This window comes from Bacillus pumilus (genome assembly GCF_009937765.1).
In the GTDB taxonomy this organism is placed as follows: domain Bacteria; phylum Bacillota; class Bacilli; order Bacillales; family Bacillaceae; genus Bacillus; species Bacillus pumilus_O.
The window spans coordinates 733,146-752,087 of sequence record NZ_CP047089.1; the positions used below are offsets into that span (position 1 = coordinate 733,146).

15 protein-coding genes are annotated in these 18,942 nt (G+C 41.7%); all 15 read right to left on the minus strand.

Annotated elements, in window-relative coordinates:
* Nucleotides 1-48: 48 nt before the first annotated feature.
* Complete coding sequence (locus GPS65_RS03675; RefSeq protein WP_012011225.1) at nt 49-1,224, minus strand: sialidase family protein; 1,176 nt, start codon at nt 1,222-1,224, stop codon at nt 49-51.
* The gene (locus GPS65_RS03680; RefSeq protein WP_088001285.1) at nt 1,221-2,627 is read right to left on the minus strand and encodes a sodium:solute symporter family protein; all 1,407 of its coding nucleotides are present in this window, start codon (nt 2,625-2,627) and stop codon (nt 1,221-1,223) included. Before GPS65_RS03680 ends, GPS65_RS03675 begins: the two co-directional genes overlap by 4 nt.
* Nucleotides 2,628-2,700: 73 nt before the next feature.
* Complete coding sequence (locus GPS65_RS03685) at nt 2,701-3,873, minus strand: iron-containing alcohol dehydrogenase (RefSeq protein ID WP_012011227.1); 1,173 nt, start codon at nt 3,871-3,873, stop codon at nt 2,701-2,703.
* A 7-nt stretch (nt 3,874-3,880) separates the two neighbouring features.
* Nucleotides 3,881-4,780, minus strand: a complete 900-nt coding sequence (gene dapA / locus GPS65_RS03690; protein ID WP_144482105.1) for a 4-hydroxy-tetrahydrodipicolinate synthase — start codon at nt 4,778-4,780, stop codon at nt 3,881-3,883.
* A 181-nt stretch (nt 4,781-4,961) separates the two neighbouring features.
* Nucleotides 4,962-6,245, minus strand: coding sequence for a heme ABC transporter ATP-binding protein (locus tag GPS65_RS03695; protein ID WP_088001281.1), 1,284 nt, complete (start codon nt 6,243-6,245; stop codon nt 4,962-4,964).
* Nucleotides 6,242-7,300, minus strand: coding sequence for a FecCD family ABC transporter permease (locus GPS65_RS03700; protein ID WP_012011230.1), 1,059 nt, complete (start codon nt 7,298-7,300; stop codon nt 6,242-6,244). The genes GPS65_RS03695 and GPS65_RS03700 overlap by 4 nt, the downstream gene beginning before the upstream one ends.
* Nucleotides 7,266-8,216: an ABC transporter substrate-binding protein gene (locus GPS65_RS03705; RefSeq protein ID WP_144468771.1), complete on the minus strand. Its 951-nt coding sequence runs from the start codon at nt 8,214-8,216 to the stop codon at nt 7,266-7,268. Before GPS65_RS03705 ends, GPS65_RS03700 begins: the two co-directional genes overlap by 35 nt.
* A gap of 174 nt (nt 8,217-8,390) precedes the next feature.
* Complete coding sequence (locus GPS65_RS03710) at nt 8,391-9,782, minus strand: glycoside hydrolase family 28 protein (protein WP_144468772.1); 1,392 nt, start codon at nt 9,780-9,782, stop codon at nt 8,391-8,393.
* Nucleotides 9,783-9,802: 20 nt separating this feature from the next.
* Entirely contained in the window at nt 9,803-11,296 is a 1,494-nt protein-coding gene (locus tag GPS65_RS03715) for a UxaA family hydrolase (protein WP_144468773.1), read from the minus strand.
* The gene (locus tag GPS65_RS03720; RefSeq protein ID WP_012011235.1) at nt 11,293-12,750 is read right to left on the minus strand and encodes a tagaturonate reductase; all 1,458 of its coding nucleotides are present in this window, start codon (nt 12,748-12,750) and stop codon (nt 11,293-11,295) included. The genes GPS65_RS03715 and GPS65_RS03720 overlap by 4 nt, the downstream gene beginning before the upstream one ends.
* 59 nt (nt 12,751-12,809) lie before the next feature.
* Nucleotides 12,810-13,820: a LacI family DNA-binding transcriptional regulator gene (locus tag GPS65_RS03725; protein ID WP_012011236.1), complete on the minus strand. Its 1,011-nt coding sequence runs from the start codon at nt 13,818-13,820 to the stop codon at nt 12,810-12,812.
* A gap of 68 nt (nt 13,821-13,888) precedes the next feature.
* The gene (gene uxaC / locus GPS65_RS03730; protein WP_161985342.1) at nt 13,889-15,325 is read right to left on the minus strand and encodes a glucuronate isomerase; all 1,437 of its coding nucleotides are present in this window, start codon (nt 15,323-15,325) and stop codon (nt 13,889-13,891) included.
* A 136-nt stretch (nt 15,326-15,461) separates the two neighbouring features.
* On the minus strand, nt 15,462-17,216 hold the full coding sequence (locus tag GPS65_RS03735; protein WP_012011238.1) for a HAMP domain-containing sensor histidine kinase: 1,755 nt from the start codon (nt 17,214-17,216) through the stop codon (nt 15,462-15,464).
* Between the two features lie 3 nt (nt 17,217-17,219).
* Nucleotides 17,220-17,942, minus strand: coding sequence for a response regulator transcription factor (locus tag GPS65_RS03740; RefSeq protein WP_012011239.1), 723 nt, complete (start codon nt 17,940-17,942; stop codon nt 17,220-17,222).
* Nucleotides 17,943-18,118: 176 nt separating this feature from the next.
* Entirely contained in the window at nt 18,119-18,934 is an 816-nt protein-coding gene (locus GPS65_RS03745) for an ABC transporter ATP-binding protein (RefSeq protein ID WP_012011240.1), read from the minus strand.
* Nucleotides 18,935-18,942 lie beyond the last annotated feature (8 nt).

Genomic DNA, 18,942 nt, shown 5'->3' on the forward strand with positions numbered 1-18,942 from the left:
ATGAAGCAAATGAGGGTTACAATTCAAGGAAACAGTGCCCTCTTGTGGTTAATGTGAGCGGATTGCCCATCCTTCTGACACACACACATATTTAATCGCCTGCCGATAATACGTAAATGCAATATGCAGCTTCCCATCTTTTCCTTCTGTGATGGATGGATAGGAATATTCGCGATTTAGTTTATCCTTTGAATTGTTTGTCATGGCATATCCATCACCCACTTCAAGGTTACGTCTGATAGGCCATGTTTCGCCATTATCCACCGATACCGCCAATGTCATTGGTGCTCGCGGAGTTCCCCAAAAAGCTGGACGTGCTTCTGTATCAACGGCTGTACGCGTATCGCCTTCATCCTCGATTTCATCATATAAAGAAGCTCTTCTTTCTGTTTGCTCATCCGCATTGATATGGTTATAGACGAGAGCAAGATGACCATTATTGAGTACTGTAAATTGAATGGATGAGTTATTATTTGGCAGCTCTGTTGCCTTAGGATCAGACCATGTCCGTCCATGATCGACGGAACGGCTGATATAAATTGAATCAGCAAACCTGCTTCTAAATAGGGCAAGAAGAGAACCATCTGCACACTTTCCAATATTCATATGAACATAGCCCGTGCTGTTTGGTACAATGACTTCCTCCCACGTTTTTCCTTGATCACCTGAAATCTTCACAGCACTGACATCACGGTTCCCTGTCCATTTCACGCCTGGAATCGTCTTACAATAGAAGACGGGTAGCAGCCAATCTTGATTATCTAGTACAACGATCGGCTGACGAATAAACGTCCCTGGCTGATCAAACAGAGTATCAATCTCTCCCCATGTCTCTCCTCTATCCTCTGACAATCGGTATCTCACAATCGCTGTATCTTGATTCCCGGATAGCTGCGCTGTGTAAAGAAGCCATAGTCTGCCATCTTTTTCTTGAAACAAAACTGGATTTTGTTCTGAACGGGTCGGGTCGCTGGACAACTTCACTGCCTTTGTCCACTTGTTACTCCCACGCTTGAGCCTTGACATATAGATTGAGATATCAGGTATCCCCTCCTGTGTCCCGCCAAACCACACACATAATACATCTCCATTATCCATCTCCACGATATTAGCTGCATGATTTTGTACGCACTCTGTTGGCAGAAAGGCTTCTTTTCTCTCTGTATCTTGTTTATTTAGTCGCAATATTCCATCTATTTTAATTATGGACTCTTCTTTTGTCATGATAATTCTCCTTTCAATGGTTGATCCTTTTTAGCAGGCGGGCTGAAAAATCGGTCGATCACCAGCACAAGGAAAGGAATGATAATGGCGATATACATATTATCGATTCCGAATGGATTATCGAGCAAATACCAAACCGTCGTGGCAATCCCTGAAGCAGCTAGACCAATAGTTGCCCCTCTATTTGAATTAAAGTAAGGCAAGTAAAAACCCATTGCCGCTACAACAGCGATTGATGTTCGAAGCGCTCTTGTAAAAAAGGAAAGAGACAGCAGTTCTGGTGCAAGGGCTACTCCTACTAGAGGCACAATTCCAACGAATACAGCCACATACCTTGTCATTTTCATTCGCTGCTCGGGTGTTGGTTTCATTTTCGGTACATAAAAATCATCAATGATTAACGTTGTGGTAGCAAGCGCAACCGTTGATACACCGACAAAAATAGATGCTACAAGCGAAGTTGCCACAATCGCACTTAAAATCGGATTCATGTGCTGTAAAAAGACAGGGAATGCATAAATAGGATCTATGTCTGGATACAAATAACGTGATGCGACACCAATTACACCGATCGCAATAGCAAGCGGTAAACAAAGCAACGCCGCATAAAGCGTTGATTTCTTCGCCTCACGCTCACTTTTCGACGAAGTGATCGCTTGAATGATAAACTGCGTGGCAAAAATGGCTCCCATGTTTCCAATAAACCAAGCTCCAATTGTCCCCCAGCCAATTGTCCCGTCCCATGTAAAGAAATGATCAGGCAGGGTTTGTTTCATTGGTTCAAAGCCTTTCGTTAAATAAAGGGCTACCCCTAGTGTAATTAATATCCCCGCATACTTTACGGTCGAATGAAGGATCGTGACCCATGCTACCCCTTTCATTCCCCCGAATGTAAAATAAAATGTACTCACAACCGCCGTAATGATTGCACAGGTTATTAAAGGCAGCCCCAGAATGGATGCAATGGCAGCTGATCCACTCAAATAGTTTCCTAGATTCACAAGCAGCAAAGCGGCAATCATAATGACTGACACAACAAGTTTCGTTGATTTCCCAAACTTCTGATCAATAATACCAGAAATGGTATATTGGCCTGTTCGATAAAACTTACCGACTAAGAAAAAGGAAAAAATAAAAAAAGCAATGGCGACGGTTACAATAGACCATGAAGCAGAAAGCCCATGCGTAAAGGCGGATTCTGCTGTTCCAACAGTAGATTTCGTTCCAATGAATTCACTCATGAGCAAAATACCGACAACAATGGCTGGAAGTGATTTAGCGGCATTGTTAAATTCTGAATTAGACTTACTGCGGAAACGCATCGTCAGCCAAGTCGTAAACAGAATATAGATAATAATGACGATTAAAATAAATGTGATAACAGAACTGCTTAAGACATTCACTTAAGATCCCCCTTTGTGTGCAAGCCGTGTGCTGCAACTTCTGATCCCCATCATCCCAGTGACATATGAAGTGTTATGCGCCAAGCAGTTTCATGTATACCTGTTCGATATCGGATATAGACATTGGCTTTGGATTGTTGTCCATTAACCTCCTTACCTCTGAAGCTGCTTGAGCAAGTGCAGGCACATCCTCTTTGGACACACCAAAAGCTTTGAGTTGTTGAGGAATGTGTAGATCCGCTGTCCACGCTTCAATCTGACGCACTACTTGCTCTGCAAGCGGTCGCTTAGCATCTGTCTTCGCAATCCCGATCACTCCTGCTACCTGTTCCAGCCGATCAATGATGTGATCTGCGTTAAAAGCCGTCACATGAGGAAGTAGCATAGAATTAGCAACACCGTGAGAAATCTTGTATTTCCCCCCTAATGGATAAGCCATGGCATGAACAGCCGCAGTCCCTGCACTTGTCAGTGCCATTCCCCCATACATTGCACCAACAAGCATATCTTCTCTTGCCTTCATATTCTCTCCGTGATGATATGCCTCCTGAATACTTCCTGAAATCAGCCGCATTGATTCAAGCGCAAACATATCACTGAATGGATTTGCTTTATTTGAAATATACGATTCAAGCGCATGTGTAAACGCGTCCATCCCTGTAGCTGCGGTAATAGCCTTTGGCAAGTTGAGAGTTAGAGCTGGATCTAAGATTACAAGGTCTGGTAGAAGGTGCGGGCTGACCATTCCAATTTTCAGTTCCTTCTCTGGAAAGGTCACAATTGCGTTAGGTGTCACCTCAGAACCCGTACCAGAGGTTGTCGGAATCAGAATCGTTGGAACCCCTCTTCTTTTGACAAGATTGGTGCCAACGAGAGCAGATATCGGCTCATCGTTCGTCTTAAGCACAGCTAAAATCTTTGCAGCATCAAGTACACTCCCTCCACCAATCCCAATAATGGCATCATGCTCCCCTTGTAAAAATGTCTGAAATACCTCTTCTATATTTTCTTCTGTTGGTTCCGGTTTAATCGCTGTACTGATCTCACTTGTGATTCCTTTTTTCGTAAGTTCACTTTTGATGTGATCTGCATAACCAAGTGATACGATGGATGGCTGTGTTAATATAAAAATGGATGTGAGTCCGCTCAGCCCTAATCCATCTAACTTCTCCCCAAGAAGATCTAAAGAATGCGCGCCAGATACGATGTGCGATGCCGTCTGAAAGTGATAATGCGTGATTGTCATCTCTTCACTACTCCTTTACTGAGTTCACTTGCAAGCGATAGTTCTCTACCATTTGTGCCACCGTTTCTAATGCTTCCCCGGAAAGCTCTTTTACAGGACTCTTTGGCGGTCCAACTGGTATCCCCGAAAGCTCTGCTGCCTTTTTCAAAGGTGCTGGTAATGTCCCTAAAGAAAAAGTCGCTCTTAATGGCTGCAATTGCTGCTGGAGGTGCTCACTTTGGTTAAATTCCCCTTTTTGAAAAGATTCATAGAGTCCAACGACCGTTTCAGGAAGCACATTTGCCGTTGCCGCTACTGCCCCTGCTCCGCCGAGTTTCAATGTCTCTAAAATAAGTGAGTCTGTACCTGCAAGGACGACAAAATCTTCGTCTTTTGTTACATCCAGATAAGCCTTGATATTTTCAATGTTGCCACTGCTATCTTTAATGCCTAACACATTTGGAAGTATACTGAGCCGCGCAACCGTCTCTGGTGCAAGAGATACCCCTGTTCTCGATGGAATGTTATAAAGCAGAATCGGAATATTCACATTCTCAGATATGTGGCGAAAGTGCTCATACAGCTCTTCTTGGGTTGGTGCAACAAAGTAAGGTGTAATGATAGACAGAACATCTACCCCTAGATCTGCCAGTTTGTTTGACAGACTGATGGTTGCCTCCGTACTATTTTCGCCTGCTCCAATAAATACCGGCACTCGTCCTCCGACAGCATTCACCACTGTTTCAGCAATTTGAAGCTTTTCTTCCTCTGAAAACAAATGAAACTCGCCATTTGTGCCTAAGGCAAAGATGCCGTGTACACCTGAGTCGATCAAACGATTCACTAATTGTTTTGTCACTTCTGAATGAAACTGTTCCCCTTTTGTAAGCGGTGTCAAAATAGCTGGTATGATTCCGTGAATATTCAAATCATCCTCCCTCTCTTTTATGTTGCATTTTTAAACACTATATTATTTAAACGCTTTCATGTTTCTTATTATAAAAGAATTTTGATTTATTTAGCAACATATTTTAGGTTTTTTCCTATATTCAGTTCATTTCTTATGATAATTGTTGATGTTTTCAACAAAAAAAGCGAACCATTTCGGTTCACTTTTGAATGACTTTCAACGTATGAAGAAGCCCTTGCATCTTTTGTCCTAATCTTTCACGTAAGAGGTCATCTTCCGTTTCCTGCGTATTGGATGCTGCGATACAAAGATGATGGAACGGATAACTTGTTTCTTGCTTCATGATGTACATAAGCTGCCCCATGAGCTGAACAGCTGCTCCGTCCGATAAAGATCGTTTCAAGATAAGCCAAATAGTCAACTCTTCCTGCTGAAGCATGCCGTAAAGGATCATATCGTCTTCGGCATCTTCTGCGGCATATTCCGCTAATCCGTTACCTTTCTCGAAAAACAGCATATCTTCAGTTGGCTCTAGCTGTTCATGAAGCATCTTCGATCCCGTTCCAATAGACCTTTTCCAAAAGAATCCGCCGTTTTTCTTATGTGAGGAAAGGATGCGAAGAGGCTGATTCACGGAAAACGTCATTCCTTCTGAGCCATATGTCCTCCAACCATCCATTATGTTTACAATAGATGCTTTAGAAGAGGCCGCAGGCTCAACGATCAGCTGAGGGTTTGCCCTAAATGGATGCTGGAGCGGTGTCACATTTGTTTTATACACACGGTTGATTCGTTCAGTGGTCAAGACGTGATGCGGCAACCCTAACATATCGGTCTTTCCTTCATCAAGCAGGAGTAGCCGATCACAATACAAACTGGCGATGTTCACATCATGAAATACACCAATGACCGTTAATCTAGAGGAAGTCGTTTCTTCTTTAATTAAATCAAGCAAATCTTTTTGATAGGCCAAATCAAGAAAACTGGTTGGTTCATCAAGCAATAAATAGTCAGGCTGCTGGGCTAGTGCCTGTGCCAAGTACACACGCTGTTGTTCTCCCCCGCTTAGCTCATGAATGGATTGATTCTTAAACTGTGCAACACCCGTTTGTTCCATGACTTTGCTGACGACCTGTACATCTTCTTGCGTAACAGATTGCAGCCATCCTTTTTGATACGGGTAACGACCGAATTGAATCGTTTCTTCCACTGTAAATGAGAAGGCTTGGTCCGTTTTCTGCGGTAGAACAGCCATTTTTTGCGCAAGCGCTTTTGGACGGTAGGATTGAACCAGTTGACCGCTCAGGCGTACCTCTCCACTGTCAGGTTCCAGCAGCCCGGAGATCATTTTAAGCAAGGTCGACTTCCCGCTTCCATTTGGACCAAGAATACCGAGAAATTCTCCTTGTTTTACTTCAAGACTGATGCCACGTATGACCTCTTTCTCTCCATATCCACCTTTGACTTCTTTCACTTGAATCATAGATGCGTCCCTCCTCTATATTTACGGATGAGGATGATGCCGAATACAGGAGCACCAATTAACGCTGTGATGATGCCGATCGGTAATTCAGTCGGCTCAATGATCGTACGCGATAACACGTCTGCTAAAACAAGAAAGGAAGCGCCATTCAGCATCGACAACGGCAGGAGGTGCCGGTGGTCTGTGATAGCTAAGAGGCGAATAAAATGCGGAATCACAAGTCCCACAAATCCGATCGTTCCTGATACTGCTACTGCACTACCAGTCAAAATCGATCCAGCAAGTAGCACGATATATTTGCTCCTTTTCACATGTACACCTAATAGCTTTGCCTTCTCCTCGCCATACGTCATGACATTCAAATCTCGTCCCATTAGCAATAATGCAAAGGTCCCAATCAGAAAGAAAGGAAGGAAAAGCACAATATAGCGCCAGCCCCTCATGGACACACTGCCAAGAAGCCAATGAATAATCTCTTTTAAATCATCACCCGTTAAAGCAATCATCAATGAAATAAGCGCGCCCAAAAAAGAACTGAAAATCACCCCTGTTAAAATTAAAGAGGAGATGCTCATCCCCCGATGAACAAGACGCGCAAAAAAGAGAACGAGACATAGGGTCACAAGTGCTGTTGTCATGCTGAAAAAAGGGAGCGTGAAACTACCGAGCAAAGGGAGCTGCAAACTGAAAAATAGGGTCGCGACGGCTCCAACTGATGCCCCTTGAGATACACCGAGTGTATATGGGTCAGCTAGAGGATTTTTTAATAACCCCTGAAAAGCTGCTCCAGATAACGCCAGCGCTGCTCCGACTAGTGCCGCTAATATCACTCTCGGCAGCCGGATATTCATCATAATATTGCGATCAATTGAATCTATTGTGCCTATCTGCACACCGAATAGTTCATGAACAAATATACGGAGAATAGAAGGAATGGGAATCCCTAAGCTTCCAAAGGAGATTCCCATTCCAATGCTCACCACAAGAAGTAAAGAACTTAGTGTGTATGCGATGATGAATTTATTTGAACGTGTCAGGATAGATGCTTTTCGCAAGAGCCTCGACTCCTTCAACCAATCGCGGTCCCGGTCTTGATGCGAGATCCGTATTCAATTGAAAGACTTGTTTTTCCTTTACTGCTTTGATCGCATTCCAGCCATCTCTCTTTTTCAGATCAGCTAAACTGGACCCATCAATTGTGACGATTACGTCAGGGTTTCGTTTAATAATCGATTCTTCTGTCATTTGCACCCAGCCAGTTTGATCACCAGCAGCATTTTTCGCATGGATCTCAGATAACATTTCGTCCATAAATGTATGAGTTCCTGTTGTATAAATTTCAGGAGTACCTGATACTTCAACAAAGACTGTTTTTTGTTTGTCTTTAGAGATCGCCTCTGCTTGTTTCTTGATGTTATTCAATTTTGCTTTCATCTCGTCTACAAGCTTTGTTGATGCTTTTTTTGCACCTGTTGCTTCACCGATCATATTGATCGATTTGTACACATCCTTAAAGGAAGTGGCATCATTTACAGTCAGTACTTGAATCCCTGCATCCTCTAGCTGTTTAAATCCATCTTTTGATCCCATCTGCGAGGCATGAGCTAGTACCAGATCAGGTTTTAAGGAAATGACTTTCTCGACATTGAATTCAAGTCCGCCAATTTTCTCTACCTTTTCAACTTCCTTTGGATAATTGTCAAAATCAGATCGTCCAACCATTTTCTCTCCAAGACCGAGCGCATACGCAACCTCTGTATTACTTGGAATTAATGAAACAATTCGTTTTGGCTGTTCTTTGATTTCGACTGTTTTACCAGCTGCATCTTTAATTGAGACAGGAAATGCCGCAGTCGCTGTTTCGTTATTTTGTGAACTCTTTGCTTTATGGTCTGTCTCAGCACCTGCACATCCTGCTAAAACACCCATCACAAGCAGGAGCGATAGCCAAATGGCCGTTAACTTTTTCATGAATGAACCCCCTGATTTATGTACTGCTTGACGAAATCTCTTCCGTCAATTCTTTTCTAATTTCGGGAATATTATACTACAGTGCAGATAGGTTGTATATGTGATTTCTAAAAGCGTCTTTTTCCTTCTGATAAAAGAAAAAACAGCCTCTAAAAAGACTGTTTTTCACATCATCTATTTATTAATTTGTTCGCCATTGATGACAACGTTCTGAAAAGAAGGCGCTATTGCATGCTCCAAAGAAAGTGGATACGTCACATGATCTATGACACAATTTTTCATGTTGAAGTTTGTCACGGGGGAATGTGAGTAGGCGGCTATTTTCACTCCATATCGTCCGCCGCTGCTTTTCAGTCCTTCTACTTCAATATGACGTACAACAGGACGATGTGGACCCGCATCCCCTTCTTCATACATCATATCGATACAGACCACTTCATGCTTTAAACTCTTGACTGTGTTGTTTTTAAAGTAAATATGTTCAATGGTACCGCCCCTGACAGAGTTGGTTTTAATCCGCAGTGCCCGGTCAAGGTTCGGACTATCCATTACATTATTCTCTGCATAGATATACCTTACACCGCCAGAGATTTCACTCCCGATCGTTACTCCCCCGTGTCCATCACGCATCTCATTTCTACGAATGACAATGTTTTCAGATGGAATCCCTATTCTTCGACCGTCCTCGTTCCTTCCAGATTTGATGGCAATACAGTCGTCGCCATTATCAAAATAACAATCTTCAATGAGTACATTCCGGCAAGACTCTGGATTCACACCATCTGTATTTGGTCCATGCCCGATAATATGGACTCCACGAACAATCACATGTTCACTTAGTACAGGGTGAATTTGCCACATCGGTGAATCCTTCACTGTCACTCCTTCAATAAGAACTTGCTGACATTGGTAGGGCTGGATAAAACTTGATCTTAAATAATGACCTTCACCAAACACTCTTTCTTCTACTGGTCTTCTCTTTTCAGCCATGTCAAATAGAAGCTGACGATCTCGCTCTTGAGAGGGCTGGCCATTCGTGCCATATTTCCAAGGCCACCAATGATGCTCATCCCCCCTACCATCAAGCGTTCCAGCTCCTGTAATGGCAATGTTTTCTGCATGGTGTGCATAAATGAGAGGTGAATAATTATAAAGCTCGACCCCTTCATATCTTGTCAGGACAAGCGGCAGATAATCCTTTGGGTTTTGACTGAATGACACATACGCTTTCTCATGCAAATGCAACTCTACATGACTCTTCAATTCTAGCGCACCTGTCACAAATGTCCCTTCTGGAATGAGCACACGCCCCCCTTTCAAACGGTGCGCATCATCAATGGCAGACTGGATAGCTTCTGTTGAAAGCTCGATTCCTTGTGCATCTGCACCATAATGAACCACATTAAATTCACGATCAGGGAACAGTGGTGCTTTGATCTGTTTTAACACTTGATCGATTCCGTTTGCTTCTTTGTCTTTCTTCCCTTGTCTTGCTAAACGTGTGAGTCCGATTCCTGTGAGTACCGTTCCTGCTGTGATATACATTAAATCCCGTTTTCTAGACACATTCTCATCCCCCAGTCGCCTTAAAGTGTGACACCTGTTTTGAAAATAGCTAGCTCTCTAAAATTGTTTTTTTCATGATTTAATAACTTTCCACTCGCCACATCAATGACAGTTGAAATGAATTTTTCTAACACAACATCTTCTGGTACATCTTCAAGCAATTCTCCCGCATTAAAGTCAATCCAATGTTTTTTTGTTTCATACAAGGCTGTATTCGTCGAGACTTTCATTGTTGGGACAAACGTGCCGAATGGTGTCCCTCTGCCTGTTGTAAAAAGAACCAACTGACAGCCAGAAGCGGCAAGAGCAGATGAAGCAACCAAATCATTTCCTGGCGCACTTAATAAATTTAGACCCTTTCGCTTTAGCAATTCCCCATATTTCAATACATCTTGAATGTCAGAAGTCCCTGCTTTTTGTGTACATCCGAGAGATTTATCTTCTAATGTCGAAATTCCCCCTGCTTTATTTCCCGGGGAAGGATTTTCATATACTGGCTGTCGATGATCCATGAAGTATTGTTTAAAGTCATTGATCATTTGCACAATATTGTCGAAAGTCGCTTCTGATTCTGCTCTTTCCATCAAAATCGTTTCTGCTCCAAACATTTCTGGCACTTCTGTTAACACTGTCGTACCGCCTTGAGCAACAATAAAATCGGACAGCCTTCCTAAAAGCGGATTTGCGGTAATACCGGAGAATCCATCTGATCCCCCGCACTTCAAGCCGATTTTCAGCTCAGATAACGGGATTTCTTCACGGTGATCCTCTTTCGCTGCCTCATAAATTTCTTTGAGTAAAGCGACTCCCGTCTCAATCTCATCTCCTACTTCTTGGCTTCTTAAAAACTTCACTCTCTCATGGTCATATTCACCTAATGTAGACTGAAAATCTCCAATGTCGTTATTTTCACAACCCAGTCCGAGGACAAGCACGCCCCCAGCATTGGGATGCTTCACGGCATTTTGTAAAATGGTTTTTGTATTTTCATGATCGTCTCCAAGCTGTGAGCATCCGTAATTGTGCTTTAATACAAGAGCTGTTTCAAACGGATGGATGCTTCCGCCCATTTCAGCGGTGAATATTTGGATAATTTGATCGGCGATGCCATTTACGCATCCAACGGTTGGGACTATCCAAAGCTCATTGCGTATCCCACTTTCCCCATTTTTCCGCTTATATCCTTTAAAAGTAAGATTCGTTTTTCCATAGGGGTTCTTTGTAAATGAAGGCTCGTATTCATAATTAAGCTTTCCTGATAGATTGGTTTTAATGTTATGTGTATGCACCCATTCTCCAGCAGAAATGGCAGTCGTTGCGTGCCCGATGGGGTAACCGTATTTCATGATATTCTCTCTCTGCTTGATATCAACCAATGCAAACTTATGACCTTTGGCGATGGTTTCTTTTAAAACAACAGCATGATCTTGATGATGCAGCTCCTCCCCTTGTTCAAGTACTTTTAAAGCAATACCGACATTATCTGAAGGGTGAATCACAATAAAATCTTTCATGCCTTTTCCCCCTGACTTTCATATTGATGTTGCAGCATTCTTTGAACAGCCGCTCTCATTCCTTCCTCCTGTATGAAAGTAAGCTGATCAGCTACAGCGTGAACCAAATCATGTATATCCGTTAAATTTCTCCCCCATAATGACTCACATGATAGAACCTTAGCTGCGATCGCTTCATTAGATTTGTTCACTTCTTCAAAGACATCCTTCATGAATGCCAGTACCGTCTCATCATCCTTTATCTTTTCTGCATGTGCTCTGTAAAAATAAATGAGGCTGCTGAGTGAAAACACGAGTTTCATTGGAAGCTGTTTCTTTTGCTCAACATAATCAAGCAATGACGGAAGAATACGAGTTCGGAACTTCGATACACCATTAAGCGCAATATCCAGCAATTGATGCTGCACAAATGGATTGCAAAAGCGATCCCAGACCGATTGTGTATAAAGAAGAAGCTCATCTCGAGAGAGCTCAAGCCCTGGTAGTACTTCCTCCTCCAGCATCCGCCGGATGAACGGCCCAACATCTTCATCACCCACAGCTTCGTTTACAGTTTCTATCCCGCATGAGTAAGCGATTGGCACCATCGCTGTATGAGCACCGTTTAAAATCCGTACCTTGCTTATGCGATAAGGCGCAATATCCTCTACAAAAAGAACATTTAAACCTGCTTTTTGAAAGGGAAGCTCTTTTTGTACGAAAACAGGTGCTTCAATAACAAAGAGGTGATAGTATTCTGCCGTGACAAGCAACTCGTCGATATATCCCTCTTCCTTTTGAACCATTTCAGCTACTTCCTTAGAAAACCCGGGAACAATCCGATCCACAAGCGTATTGCAAAACGTATTGGCTTCCTTGATCCATGTGATAAACGCAAGCGGAAGCTCCCACTCAATTGCCATGTCTACCACATATTCCTTCAAACGGTCACCGTTATGTTCAACCAGTTCACAAGGAAGGATGATCATCCCTTTTTGTTCATCTCCAGCAAATGATTTAAACCGGTGATATAGGAACGCTGTCAGCTTTCCCGGAAAACTCGCTTGTGGTCGATCCTCCAAGCGATCCTCCTTTCTGAACATAAGTCCTGCCTCTGTCGTATTTGAGAAAACAAAGCGGAGATCGGGGTTTTCAGCTACTTGTAAAAAAACATCATAATCCATATACGTACTGATTCCTCTGCTGATCGATTGAATGATCATGCGCTCATTCATTTCTTGACCGTCATGATAGCCCTGAATACATAATGTGTATAAGCCATCTTGTTCATTTAAAGCTGCAACAGATCCTTTTCTCGGAGGAACAACAACAGCCCTTCCTTTAAAATCTGTGCAGTCGTTCAGCTTTTGAATGTGCCAATTCATAAAGCCTCGCATAAAATTCCCTTCACCGATCTGCAAAATCGTTTCCGGATATTCAGACACTGGGTATATGCTTTTTGATAAACGTTTCAAATGGATTCCCCTCTCTGCATTCTATGCACACGTGAACATTTTTCTTAAAAAGGTGCTGATTACTGCACCTTTTTGACTGAATCTCTGATCATGAGCTCTGTATGGACATACATTTTTTCCATATGATCCTCTTCCTGCTCTTCTCCGTTTATGACAGATAGAATGGCATCTGCTCCAAGTGCACACATTTTTTCGATTGGCTTTTTAACCGTTGTCAGTGCAGGCGTGGTATAGGATGAAAATGCAATATCATCAAAACCGATAATAGAGACATCGCCCGGACACGTCTTACCCTTTGCATATAAAGCATTCATTGCACCAATGGCCATATCATCGTTAGAGCAAAAAAGAGCTGTTGGCGGATGATCAAGGGTCAGCAGGGATTCCATTGATTCATAGCCGCTTTTCATATGGTAGTCACCCTTGATCATATATTCTTTTTTCATCGGAATATGGTGATCAATTAACGCTTGAAGAAAACCAGCTTTTCTCTCCTGAGTCGATTTAAAGCCTTCTTTTCCTTCAATGATGGCGATTTGTTGGTGGCCTTGCTGAATGAAATAGTGCGCTGCCTGGTATGCTCCTTGACTATCATCTGCTAATATATTCATCACTTCATGACTTTCTACACGGCGATTCAGCACAATGATTGGAATGCCCTGTTTCTTGACATGATGGATAAACGCTTCATCATGTTCACTTTGGCTCATCAGCAAAATACCATCGTAGCGCTGTTTATGAATGGTTGTGTAATCATGAAAATCGTCAATACCCCTAACAAACAGATTGTAATGCTCTGTCATGACGCTATTGACGCCTTTTAACGCATCCACAAAGAAGCTTGAGGATGTGCCTTCTGTTAAACTCGTAAAAAACAGACCGATCGTAAAAGATTTTTGTGATACAAGGCCTCTGGCATGGACATTTGGTGAATAGTTCAGCTGTTTTGCAATCGACAAAATCTTTTGTTTTGTCTTCTCTTTAATAAAAGGACTATTATTCAAAGCCCTTGATACTGTGGTATGAGAGACATTTGCCAATTTTGCTATGTCTTTAATTGTGACTGTCATGCTATTCCGCCTTTTATGATTTTTTTCCATCTTATCATAAAACCGCTTTCATTTTCTTACCTTTTTCCTCATGTGATTTTACTTTGATGATGGAGCTGCTTTACTCGGTCAAATTGAAAATATTGCTTGGCATTTTCATAACTGATTCCTTTCACGATCTCCCCTAACAGCTCTAGGTCATAGGGGACTTCTCCTTTTTCTACCCAATCCCCGATGATATCACAAAGCAGTCTTCGGAAATATTCATGCCTTGTATAGGATAAAAAACTTCGTGAATCTGTCATCATCCCGATAAAACGGCTGATCAGTCCGATACTGGAAAGAGTCATCATCTGCTCTGTCATTCCTTGCTTCGTATCATTAAACCACCAGGCTGTGCCGTGCTGCATCTTCCCCGGTGTCTTCCCGTCTTGAAAGCTTCCAGCCAATGTTGATATCACGACATTGTCTCTTGGATTTAAGGAATACAGAATCGTGTTTGGCAGTGCATCTTCTTGTTCTAAACGATCTAATATACGGCAAAGCGGCTTTGCAATATCTTCGTCATTCATCGCATCGTACCCCGTATCTGGCCCAAGCCTCTCAAACATTTTCGTATTATTGTTTCTAAGTGCATTGATATGAAGCTGCATTGCCCAGCCACGCTCACAGTAAGCCTGACCTAGCATAATGAAAGTCTCTGTTTTAAATTTGATCTTCTCTTTTTCTGTCAATGGATAACCAGACATTCTTTTATGAAAGATGGTCTCCACTTCTTCTTGTGTCGTTTCTTCATATGTCATTTCATTAATAGCATGATCTGAGATCAAGCAGCCGTGTTCATGGAAAAAATCAATTCTCGCGCGGAGAGCATTTAAAAAATCTTGGTAGGATTGTATTGAAATAGCTGAAGCCTCTGCCAGCTCATGAACATATTTTTCAAACAGATCATTCGCTATATCGAGTGCTTTATCAGGTCGAAACCCTGGAAGCACTTGTACAGAGAATCCCTCTTCCCGCAGTTTTTGATGATATTGAAGTGAATCGATTGGATCATCTGTTGTCACAACAGTTTCAACGTTTGATTTCATGATGAAGTCTCTCGCTCCAAATCCCTCTTCTTGCAGCTTTTCATTGACTTTCTGCCAAATGGTGTCTGCATTTTTTTCATTTAATAGGTCTTGGACTTCGAAATACCTTCTCAGCTCTAGATGAGTCCAATGATAGAGCGGATTTCCTATGGTCATAGGGACGGTCTTCGCCCACGCCAAAAATTTATCATAATCAGATGCATCACCCGTGACATGCGTTTCGGGAATGCCATTTGCTCTCATGGCGCGCCATTTGTAATGATCTCCATAAAGCCATGCCTCAGTGATATTTCGGAAGGTTTTATTTTCATAGATGTCTTTAGGACTTAAATGGCAATGGTAATCTATGATTGGAAGGTCCTTTGCAAACTCATGATATAACTTTTCCGCCGTTGGACTGTTTAGTAAAAACTGCTCATTTAAAAAGGCTTTCATCAAATTCCCCCATCCTTCTTATCGTATGAAAACGATTTGTTCACGTTAACAATTTAATTGTAATCGTTTACAAAGTTGATTTCAATCCTAAAACAGGAAAAAACGATCTCCTTCAGAAAGGAAAATCGTTTTTTGGCTATTTTACAGAAGGTGATTTTTTTAGGATAATCGCAATAGTTGTTCCAGCACCAGGTTCACTTTCCACTTGAATATCGCCGTCATGCAGTAAGACAAGCTCTTTTGCTATTGCCAGACCAAGTCCTGTTCCATTCGTTGGGTCATTTGTATTTGTCCCTCTATAGTAGCGGTTAAATAAGTGATCGACCGTTTCTTGTGCCATACCGCATCCGTTGTCTTTCATTTCGATCCGAATTTCTTCATTTGTTTCAGACAAAACAGCAGTAATATGCGTGCCTTTTTGGTTATGCTTGACTGCATTCGCAAGCAGGTTCTCAATCACTCGTCTGAACCAAGCTTTGTCTATCTCAAAGATGACACCGTTAGTTTGGTCTTCAAAAGAGGATGAAAAATCCTCAGAAAAAGAGCTTCTTGAAAACTCGTCCATAATAGAGGCTAAAAATTCACCCAGCTCGACCGGCTTTCGATTGATAGGTAAGGCCCCATTTTTCAATCGATACGTGAGGTTTAAATCTTCAATCAAGGTCGACATGTATTCTGATTTCTCACGAATCACCTGTCCCATTTCCATGACTTCTTCCTTGGACCATTGATATTGATCAGATTCAAGCATGAGCCCGTAGCCGTAGATGGTACTAAGGGGTGTTTTCAAATCATGAGACAATCCTGCAATCCATTCTTCCCTTGTGGTTTGAATTTTTCTTCGGTTTTCTTCATTCTCTTTTAATGTAAGCGTGAGCTGATCCATTGTTTTGAGGATATCCTCAAATAATCGGTATTCCCGCTTAATACGCCCTTTTTTATTTTTACTAATTGGGATTCCTTTTCTATTCGTTGGTTCCTGCAATTTATTTCTAGATAAGAAAATCAGCCAGCGAATAATGTGATAGATCGGCAGTCCATAGCGATACGAATACCATAATGTCATGACGATAATAATTGTAATCGCAAGACCTGCAATTAAAATGGTCGTATATTGATTTAAAGCGTCTGTTTCTTTATCGTATAAGCCATCTGGGCTGTATACTTTATTTGGTACAGAAATGATCATATACAGGTTTTTATTCACTCTAATATAAGATAGATCACTTCTAAACTCCCAAGGCTTTGATTGATACTTAAGTAGTTCAACATCTGTTACATCATGTTTCAAATTGGTATTGGCTCGAATGCCTTTTAAATATTTCCCTTCATCATTGAACAGATGCACCGACCCATTCATTCTCTTCAAGAATTCTTTCGTTTCAACCGAATATTGAGAGAGTGCAGCCAAATTTTTCTCGTTCTGCTTCAAATAATTGGCGACCTTTGTGCTGTTTGTTTTAAACCCATACAACACGATAAAGCTTTTTTGATCAATCTCAATTGGCCAGAAGTACATCTTATAATCTTTGAATTGTCTTTTTTCAAAGATCTGGATCATTTCATCCTTTTGATAGGAAGTTGGAATGGACTTAGGTCGGTGATAGCTATAGACGTTATGTTTTTTTGAATCAATCACTTGCAGCCAGCCGTCTCGTTTTCTCACTGCTTGCTTGAGCTGATCATCGGCCTCCATTTCTCCATCCTCGTTAAAATAAAGCCAGCTCATGAGTGTATCTCCATCAGCTTTTGTTAAACCAGTTTCAGCCATGTTCTCGTAGTATTTTTTTAAATATAAATTATCAGAGAACGTATTTCCGATGATAAAAACGGCAATCACAATAAACATTTGTCCGACAAAGTGAAAGAAGAGTTTTGCTCGTAAATTCATAAATTATTGATGAACCTTTACTGGGTGTGGTATAAATTTATATCCCATTCCACGGATCGTCACAATATATTCGGGCTGACTTGGATCTAACTCGATCTTTTCTCTCAGCTTTCGAATATGTACCATCACGGTGTTGTTATCACCATATGATGGAACGCCCCATACTTTCTCATAGATTTGGTCTTTTGAGAGAACCACATTCGGATGATCACAAAAGTACTTCAGTAAAGAGAGTAGCTGAGCAGAGCATGCAGTCACCTCTCCTCTTACTTTCAATTCAGCTGAATGAGGATGATAAGAGAAATGGGCATATTCGTATGGACTTTGAGCCTCATCTTGGTCTTCCTTTAAAGAGATATATGTTCGGTTTAAGTGAGCCTTAATTCTAGCCACAAGCTCTAGCGGATTAAATGGCTTTGTGATGTAATCATCTGCCCCTTGAGCAAAACCGGTCAGTTTATCTACATCAGACGTTCTTGCAGTTAAATAGAAAATGGGTGCTTTCGTAAATTTTCTCATTTCAGGAAGAACATCAAAACCAGACTTACCCGGCATCATCACATCTAGAAGTAAGAGATGGATGTCCTCGTTTTTGACAACATCTAATGCTTCATCTGCATGGTAAGCTTTATATATATGCTTGAATCCTTCTTTTTTTAATACGCGTTCAACCATTTTGACAATTGCTTCTTCGTCATCTGCAATCAATATTTTTGCTGTTTCCACGCATCTCTTTCCTTTCTAGCTATGATCTCTAACCGTATATTACCATTGTCTAAAGTAAAAAAGTACCTCTTTTCTGCATAAAAGCGAAAAAATATCAACTGGGGGAAATGGCATTACTAGGAAGATTCAGAGACGCAAAAAAACTCGGCTATTCCACCGAGTTCCTTTTACTTCTATTATCCATTCACAGCTTCTAGCTTTCTTTCGTGATTCATTAAGTCATATGTTAAACAAATCGGCTTATTCGTTCTAGGGTCAAGTACGATTTCTGCATCAATGTGGAATACCTGACCAAGCACCTCTTTGGTCATGACCTCATGAGGCGTCCCATCTTTGATCACTTTTCCTTGATTGAGGGCAATCATATAATGAGAAAAACGTGCCGCATGATTTAAATCATGAATGACCATCAACACAGTTCGTCCTTGCTCTCTGTTTAACCGTTCTAACAGCTGAAGAATCTCGAGTTGATGTGCGAGATCCAAATACGTCGTCGGCTCATCCAATAAAAGCAGCTCTGTTTCCTGGGCAAGTGCCATCGCAATCCATACACGCTGACGCTGTCCACCAGAAAGTGCTTCAATTGGCCGGTCATGAAAAGCAATCATGCCCGTTTCCTCAAGTGCCCATCTGATGATTCGTTTATCTTCATTTGATAAGCGACCAAATCCATTTTGATGCGGGAAACGTCCATATGACACAAGCTCATACACTGTCAGTCCGCTTGGTGCTTCGGGCGTTTGCGGTAGGATCGCCATCTGTTTTGAAATTTCTTTTGTAGGCGTTTGATGAATAGCTTGACCATTTAAGTAAACAGCGCCTCGGTTGGACTTCATGATACGGGACATTGTTTTTAATATCGTTGATTTCCCGCACCCATTCGGTCCGATCAATGTTGTCACCTTGCCTTTTGGGATACTGATATTTAAATCCTCTACAATCAAACGGTCCTGATAACCGATACATAGCTTTTCTGTTTCGAGCGATTTCATATGTTTTT

Bases quoted from the DNA above. Each gene is read 5' to 3' on its own strand.
- GPS65_RS03675 (WP_012011225.1), bottom strand. From the start codon at position 1,224: ATGACAAAAGAAGAGTCCATAATTAAAATAGATGGAATATTGCGACTA.
- GPS65_RS03685 (WP_012011227.1), bottom strand. From the start codon at position 3,873: ATGACAATCACGCATTATCACTTTCAGACGGCATCGCACATCGTATCT.
- GPS65_RS03695 (WP_088001281.1), bottom strand. From the start codon at position 6,245: ATGATTCAAGTGAAAGAAGTCAAAGGTGGATATGGAGAGAAAGAGGTC.
- GPS65_RS03705 (WP_144468771.1), bottom strand. From the start codon at position 8,216: ATGAAAAAGTTAACGGCCATTTGGCTATCGCTCCTGCTTGTGATGGGT.
- GPS65_RS03715 (WP_144468773.1), bottom strand. From the start codon at position 11,296: ATGAAAGATTTTATTGTGATTCACCCTTCAGATAATGTCGGTATTGCT.
- GPS65_RS03725 (WP_012011236.1), bottom strand. From the start codon at position 13,820: ATGACAGTCACAATTAAAGACATAGCAAAATTGGCAAATGTCTCTCAT.
- uxaC (WP_161985342.1), bottom strand. From the start codon at position 15,325: ATGAAAGCCTTTTTAAATGAGCAGTTTTTACTAAACAGTCCAACGGCG.
- GPS65_RS03735 (WP_012011238.1), bottom strand. From the start codon at position 17,216: ATGAATTTACGAGCAAAACTCTTCTTTCACTTTGTCGGACAAATGTTT.
- GPS65_RS03745 (WP_012011240.1), bottom strand. From the start codon at position 18,934: ATGAAATCGCTCGAAACAGAAAAGCTATGTATCGGTTATCAGGACCGT.